Below are 6,802 nucleotides of genomic sequence, written 5' to 3'. Positions count from 1 at the left end.
TTGGAGTGAACCCCTCGGGCTGGACCAGCGGGGCGCTTCAAACTAAGCCGCCTGCTGGGCGAGTTGGGTTTCAAATTCTTCTGGCGATCGATAGCCAAGGGCTGAGTGCAGCCGCTTGGCATTGTAGACTTCTTCGATGAACCTGGGCAATCGCTCGGCGACGTCAGCGAAGGTTTCATACTCAGCCGGATAGATGTCCTCTACTTTCAGGGTCTTCATGAAGCTTTCGGCCTGCGCGTTGTGATAAGGGTTGCCAACGGCGCTCATGGATCCCTGTAGGCCTGCCGCTTCGAGCGCTCGTCGATAGGTCTGACTTGCGTATTGGCATCCGCGGTCCGTGTGGTGAATGCAGCCAGGCGGAGGCTTTCTGTTCTCAATGGCCGAATACAGCGCAGCCAGCGCCAGCGGCGTATCCAGGCGTTTTGAAAGGCCATAGCCAACGACTTTCCGGCTGCAGGCGTCGAGAATGACGGCAAGATAGCAGAAGCCGACGGCGATGCGGATGTACGTGAAGTCTGCCACCCAGACCATATCGGGTCCCGCCGGGATCACGTTGCGATAGAGGTTTGGGTATACAGGCGAATCGTGGTTGCTGTCCGTCGTGCGAACATACCGCTTGCGGGGCTTGATCCCGAGGCCATTGGCCCGCATGACGCGGGCGACCCGCTTGTGGTTGACGAGATGACCTCGCCTTTGGAGCTCGTGCGTCACGCGTCGATATCCATAGCAAGGCAGCTCGTCCTGGATATCCTCGATGATTGCAACGAGCTGACTGTCGCTGAGGTTTAATGCTTTTGCCGTCGATCGGTAATAGTAAGTGCTCCTGGGGAGATCGATCATTTTGCACCCCCGTCTGACAGAACAGGCCGGGGACCGGTGACGATGGAGGAGTTCCCGCTGTCGCCGGCGATCGGCTGGCGCGGTGTTTTTTTAACCAGGTCCAGCTCCATCGTGAGCTGGCCGACCTTACGTTCGAGCGCCGCAATGTGGGCCTCGTACTCCGCAATGACGCTGGCCTCGGCCTCTTCATCATTCAGCTCGCCGCGATCGAACTGCGTGAGCCATAACTGGATGAGGTTGGCCGAGACACCGTAGGTGCGCTGCGCGTCGCGCCGTCCGATAACGCCGTTTCGGATATCTTGGCAAAGCTGCAATTTGAACGGTGTCGAATGCCGTCGATATGGACCTCGGGACTTCATGAGCCTTCTCCGATTGAGGCCCGCAGAGTGTATCAGTTTTTCCGTGTCCCGTGGTCCAGCCCGAGGGGTTCACTCCAGATTTAACTCACTTTTCATTTCGCATTGACCCACAATATCCGGGCTATCATTTTGTCGGCAAACGCCATTTAACGGTCCGATTGGACCACCGCGAAATGAAAAAGTGGGTCAAATTCTCGCGATAATAAATACTGTGGCTTCAAACCTGCAGAAATCTGGACCAGGAATGACGTGGTTCGTCAACGGTATAAGAGAAAGCCGGTTGATCCAGGCAAGTTCGGCTGAAGGTTCCGCTCCAGCTCTGTTCGAGGGCTGTGATAGGCCCCACGATTGTTAAATTGCAGTATGATTTAAGTGAATTGTACAACGTGGTGCCGGTGAGGACGCAGTTCCTCGGCCAGCGAACTATCTCGGAGGCGTCAGTCAAACCAGGATTGTAAACGGAAGGCGCGCGCGCGGCGAGAAGCGGCACGGCCCGCCCGAGGACAAATTCTTTGAAATGTGGCGGCGCCTGATGATCGATGAAATCTGGTTCTTTGCCATAATGCTCGCAGAGCAGAAATTCGTCCGGCCTATCGACCGACTGGTGGGCCACAAAGCTGGGGCAACCTGCTTCAGCTCGGCAGTAAGGTACGAACTGTCGAAGGATGCCCAATCATACCGATCGGGGTTTCATCCTCGTCAATAAGCCCTTTATTCGCAATATCCGTGGGTATCGCTCGCCGGCTCGATCGAAAGCTTCTCATCAGTCAACCAAGGCGTTAAATTCACGCCGATCATTTTCGTCGGATAGGCCATGACGTCTCAGCTGGACATGTTTTCGGAGAATGCTCAGCCCGTTCACAGAACGTCGGCGCCAAGCCTGCGCGCACGGCCAGCCGGATCAGCGCCTGACGAGACTGAGATGGTGCGGATCCTGCAAGCAACCGGCCGCTACCAAATCCTGAGAAAACTCGAAGCTCGGCCCATTGCTGCTGCTCCCAGGCCGGGCTATCCGCTTCGGGCTGTCATCCTCGACACCGAGACCACAGGGCTCGATGCCAGAAAGGACGAGATCATCGAAATCGGCCTGATCGGCTTCACTTTCAATGAGGACGGCGAGATCGGCGATATCACCGGTGTCTATGGCGGACTGCAGCAACCGAGCATTCCGATCCCGGCCGACGTCACCCGGCTGACCGGCATCACCGACGCCATGGTCCTCGGCCAGATGATCGACTTGGCGGCCATGCGCGCGCTCATCGAGCCCGCCGATCTCGTCATTGCCCACAATGCCGGCTTCGATCGCCCGTTCTGCGAAGCCTTCTCCTCGATCTTTGCCCGCAAGGCATGGGCTTGTTCCAATTCCGAGATCGATTGGAGCGCCAGGGGATATGAGGGAACCAAGCTTGGCTATCTCATCAACCAGAGTGGCTATTTTCATGTCGGGCACCGGGCGGTCGATGATTGCTTTGCGCTGCTGGAGGTGCTGGCGCTCGCTCAGGGCGATAACGATCAAACACCTTTCGCCGAGCTCTATCAGGCAAGCCTGCGTTCCCGCGTTCGCATCTTCGCGGAAAACTCACCCTTCGACCTCAAGGACCGGCTGAAGGAACGGGGCTATCGCTGGTCCGATGGCAGTGACGGCCGGCCGAAAGCGTGGTGGATCGAGATCGCAGAAGAGGCCATGGACGATGAGCTTCAGTTCCTGCGAAACGAAATCTACCACTGGGAGGATGCCGACCCGCCGATCCAGCGTTTGTCGGCATTCGACCGGTTCAGGGGGCGAAGATAATTCCTTTTGCTCTTGAAGGGAGTTGAACTTCTGCCCGGCTATTTCGTCGCGCGTCAAGGCCAGAAATTCTCTCCCTTTTCGGTTGTCGAGCGTAGTTCTCGACGATCCTTGGTTATGGCTCCAGACCTCTTTGCCCGGCCTCCCCTTGTAATCCAGTATTTCAGCACGACTTAGATGGTAGTGACGGCTTGTCTTCAGGGCGCTGTCACCAAGGGTGCAGAACCTTGCCCCAACAAAGGAGGATGTGATGTCTTCCAATCCAGCAGCATCGCATATCGAACCCGCCGGCTTCAAGTTGGTCAGGGAAGTCTTAAGGTCCGCCGGCCTCCGGGGATTTCGGTCGGACGCGACTTCCGACATGAAACGTGACGCCTCACTCTTTCTCTCAACCGAGTTCCGCTGGGGTGTGAGGACAAAATCGGCTCTCCCGAGTTCTCTCGCCAACCGGAAACAGTCGTCGACGCGAGCAAGCCTTGATCCCCAATTCAAGAGTAGCGCTATTGACCGGTGGCAAGATGAGGGTGGGCGCTGATGGGCATCTCCTTCCCAAACGAAGCTCGTAGTTTTGACGACAGAAATCGCTGTGTCCGTTTCACCGGATACGACGGGATGTTCGAGATCAAATTCTATCTGGCGACCGAAGTCTTGGCCTGCGAGAAATCGCATCGAAATGCCAGCGAGGCAGACTACCTGACGGCGTTCGATGCATTGCGGCCAAGAATTCTGAAAGCTGCGACCTCTGCTTATTCAAAAGCTCGATCCAGCGCCATCACGCTAGATCTCGCGCATTTTCGTTGAGCATACCGTGATGCTGAAAGGATACAGGAGCTTAGAACAAAAACGAGATAGGTATTGCAAAACCAAAAATTGAGCTTATATGTTGTTTATCGACCAATGCTTGTGACGTCGTTCCAGAGCTTTATGCTCCCGTTGGATTTCCTCTCAAATAATCGATCTAATCCCGCAAGGCATCGCGGGAACCACAACGATTGCTTTGAAAGGAAATCGTTATGAACACTGGTACTGTAAAGTGGTTTAACTCCACCAAAGGCTTCGGCTTCATTCAGCCTGACAATGGCAGCACGGATGTGTTCGTGCACGTGTCTGCCGTCGAGCGCTCCGGCATGCGTTCACTTTCGGATGGTCAGAAGATTACTTATGACATCGTCCAGGACCGCAAGTCCGGCAAGAACTCTGCCGACAACCTTCAGGCGGCGTAATAAGGTCATTCGCACCGTTGACCACGGATGTACTGGCAGCAAAGCTGAATGACTGTGAGAGGTCGGGTTCATGCCCGGCCTTTTGTTTTTCTCGCGAGAGAGATTGGCACCCCCACCGGCTATGCCCCAGTGACAGCATTGTACCTGTACCATCCGGAAGGATGGGTCTGGTTTCAACCGCTGCAACATCTAGCCCGAGCGGCCCGCAGGCAGAAATGACAATAGCCTGCCCAAACGGCGAGGCAGGCATGTGGCAGACGCAATAGCCGTATCATAGGCATCGCTGTCTTTCCGATGGCTTTACCCAACCGAGAGGAGGACGCGATGTCTTCCAACGAGTATTCCGGCTACGTTTCACAAAATCTGGCTCGTTCGAGTCCATTCGGATATCATGAACAAGCGACCCTTCGCGCGCTTCTCGAAACCGTGGTCACCCGAGCCGCTCAGCGAATCCTGCCCGCGGCGATGAGTGCCTTTCCAAATTTCGGCATCGACGGAAAAACCCACATGCGGACGATACTTCAAGGCAGGACACTCCTCCCAGTTTAGCAAATTTGCTTCGAGACAAACGCCGACCCAAATCACTCCAGCTCAAACAGCGCCGACATTTATCCGGGCGCCAGAGGATAAACCCATGGCCAAAGGCCAAACGCGTAGCAACCGCGAGATCCGTAAACCGAAAAAAGACAAATCCGCAGCAGCGGCACCCGCGCCATCTGGCGCGCAGGTCAAGCTCACGGGCGGCCATACGGCGAGCTTCAGCAAGAAATAGCTCGGCGTTGTCACGCCAATACCATCGCAAAGGGCGCGATAACGCGCTCATTATTCGAGGACAAAATGACAAGCTACACCACCCGAAAATCCGCAGAAGCGCTGTTTCGTGCACCTGCCGCCGAAGCCGGTTCCAGTGCCGAAAAGCTCTTCAACCTTCGAAAAGGGATGCAGCTGCGCCAGCGCCAACTGCGCGATAGCGAACGGACCGTCCGAGATGCCGCCCGTCGCCTCCGTCATCCTGTCGCAACCGCGAGGGCGCAAATGTGACCCGGTTCGACTATACGGGCGGAGCTGGACTTTACGCCGGCAAGTCGAAAGCTGGAATAAGCGGCCCTCGCTATCGGCGGTTCGAGACAGCTGCCGAGGCCCTCCGTTTCGCAATAGAAGACATGCCACGCAGTCAGCAGCGTGGGTCTATGTTGGAAATTGACGAGGCGCGTTTCGATCAGAACCAGATCCGTGCGCTCTACGACGCGCCAGATTACCCGCTTTCGCGTCGACTCGGCTGATTGTGTTTCGGCGTGCAAATTTGACCCCCTTGTGGAGTGAACCCCTCGGGCTGGACCAGCGGGGCGCTTCAAACTAAGCCGCCTGCTGGGCGAGTTGGGTTTCAAATTCTTCTGGCGATCGATAGCCAAGGGCTGAGTGCAGCCGCTTGGCATTGTAGACTTCTTCGATGAACCTGGGCAATCGCTCGGCGACGTCAGCGAAGGTTTCATACTCAGCCGGATAGATGTCCTCTACTTTCAGGGTCTTCATGAAGCTTTCGGCCTGCGCGTTGTGATAAGGGTTGCCAACGGCGCTCATGGATCCCTGTAGGCCTGCCGCTTCGAGCGCTCGTCGATAGGTCTGACTTGCGTATTGGCATCCGCGGTCCGTGTGGTGAATGCAGCCAGGCGGAGGCTTTCTGTTCTCAATGGCCGAATACAGCGCAGCCAGCGCCAGCGGCGTATCCAGGCGTTTTGAAAGGCCATAGCCAACGACTTTCCGGCTGCAGGCGTCGAGAATGACGGCAAGATAGCAGAAGCCGACGGCGATGCGGATGTACGTGAAGTCTGCCACCCAGACCATATCGGGTCCCGCCGGGATCACGTTGCGATAGAGGTTTGGGTATACAGGCGAATCGTGGTTGCTGTCCGTCGTGCGAACATACCGCTTGCGGGGCTTGATCCCGAGGCCATTGGCCCGCATGACGCGGGCGACCCGCTTGTGGTTGACGAGATGACCTCGCCTTTGGAGCTCGTGCGTCACGCGTCGATATCCATAGCAAGGCAGCTCGTCCTGGATATCCTCGATGATTGCAACGAGCTGACTGTCGCTGAGGTTTAATGCTTTTGCCGTCGATCGGTAATAGTAAGTGCTCCTGGGGAGATCGATCATTTTGCACCCCCGTCTGACAGAACAGGCCGGGGACCGGTGACGATGGAGGAGTTCCCGCTGTCGCCGGCGATCGGCTGGCGCGGTGTTTTTTTAACCAGGTCCAGCTCCATCGTGAGCTGGCCGACCTTACGTTCGAGCGCCGCAATGTGGGCCTCGTACTCCGCAATGACGCTGGCCTCGGCCTCTTCATCATTCAGCTCGCCGCGATCGAACTGCGTGAGCCATAACTGGATGAGGTTGGCCGAGACACCGTAGGTGCGCTGCGCGTCGCGCCGTCCGATAACGCCGTTTCGGATATCTTGGCAAAGCTGCAATTTGAACGGTGTCGAATGCCGTCGATATGGACCTCGGGACTTCATGAGCCTTCTCCGATTGAGGCCCGCAGAGTGTATCAGTTTTTCCGTGTCCCGTGGTCCAGCCCGAGGGGTTCACTCCAT

Annotated in this window: 10 protein-coding genes; 6 read left to right on the top strand and 4 right to left on the bottom strand. The window is 56.6% G+C overall.

Annotated elements, in window-relative coordinates; all coding sequences use genetic code 11:
• Positions 1-42: 42 nt before the first annotated feature.
• Positions 43-840 (bottom strand): IS3 family transposase, encoded by a 798-nt coding sequence (locus FHT84_RS31145; protein ID WP_246698689.1) that lies wholly within the window; start codon positions 838-840, stop codon positions 43-45.
• Positions 837-1,199: a transposase gene (locus tag FHT84_RS31140; protein ID WP_169646400.1), complete on the bottom strand. Its 363-nt coding sequence runs from the start codon at positions 1,197-1,199 to the stop codon at positions 837-839. Before FHT84_RS31140 ends, FHT84_RS31145 begins: the two co-directional genes overlap by 4 nt.
• An 814-nt stretch (positions 1,200-2,013) precedes the next feature.
• Here FHT84_RS31140 and FHT84_RS31130 point away from each other — a divergent pair.
• The 6 genes from FHT84_RS31130 to FHT84_RS31105 all read left to right on the top strand — a co-directional run bounded on the left by FHT84_RS31130 (position 2,014) and on the right by FHT84_RS31105 (position 5,252).
• Entirely contained in the window at positions 2,014-2,991 is a 978-nt protein-coding gene (locus tag FHT84_RS31130) for a 3'-5' exonuclease (protein WP_113248608.1), read from the top strand.
• Positions 2,992-3,522: 531 nt separating this feature from the next.
• Positions 3,523-3,789: a DUF1488 domain-containing protein gene (locus FHT84_RS31125; protein WP_112343858.1), complete on the top strand. Its 267-nt coding sequence runs from the start codon at positions 3,523-3,525 to the stop codon at positions 3,787-3,789.
• A gap of 212 nt (positions 3,790-4,001) precedes the next feature.
• Positions 4,002-4,211 carry a cold-shock protein gene (locus tag FHT84_RS31120; protein ID WP_112343857.1) on the top strand — a complete coding sequence of 70 codons (210 nt, stop codon included), beginning with the start codon at positions 4,002-4,004 and terminating at the stop codon, positions 4,209-4,211.
• A gap of 324 nt (positions 4,212-4,535) precedes the next feature.
• Positions 4,536-4,760, top strand: coding sequence for a hypothetical protein (locus FHT84_RS31115; RefSeq protein WP_183765867.1), 225 nt, complete (start codon positions 4,536-4,538; stop codon positions 4,758-4,760).
• An 85-nt stretch (positions 4,761-4,845) separates the two neighbouring features.
• A complete protein-coding gene (locus FHT84_RS31110; RefSeq protein WP_181592403.1) occupies positions 4,846-4,983 on the top strand; it encodes a hypothetical protein in 138 nt (45 codons plus the stop codon).
• Positions 4,984-5,048: 65 nt separating this feature from the next.
• Positions 5,049-5,252, top strand: coding sequence for a hypothetical protein (locus FHT84_RS31105; protein ID WP_145645616.1), 204 nt, complete (start codon positions 5,049-5,051; stop codon positions 5,250-5,252).
• A gap of 315 nt (positions 5,253-5,567) precedes the next feature.
• Here FHT84_RS31105 and FHT84_RS31100 read toward each other — a convergent pair whose 3' ends face one another.
• Positions 5,568-6,365, bottom strand: coding sequence for an IS3 family transposase (locus FHT84_RS31100; RefSeq protein WP_246698689.1), 798 nt, complete (start codon positions 6,363-6,365; stop codon positions 5,568-5,570).
• On the bottom strand, positions 6,362-6,724 hold the full coding sequence (locus FHT84_RS31095; protein WP_169646400.1) for a transposase: 363 nt from the start codon (positions 6,722-6,724) through the stop codon (positions 6,362-6,364). The genes FHT84_RS31100 and FHT84_RS31095 overlap by 4 nt, the downstream gene beginning before the upstream one ends.
• Positions 6,725-6,802: the final 78 nt, after the last annotated feature.

The sequence above is a fragment of the Rhizobium sp. BK289 genome, from assembly GCF_014193575.1.
Lineage (GTDB): Bacteria > Pseudomonadota > Alphaproteobacteria > Rhizobiales > Rhizobiaceae > Rhizobium > Rhizobium tropici_C.
Note: the sequence above shows the minus strand (reverse complement) of the source record. Positions and strands in the feature narration are given on the sequence as shown.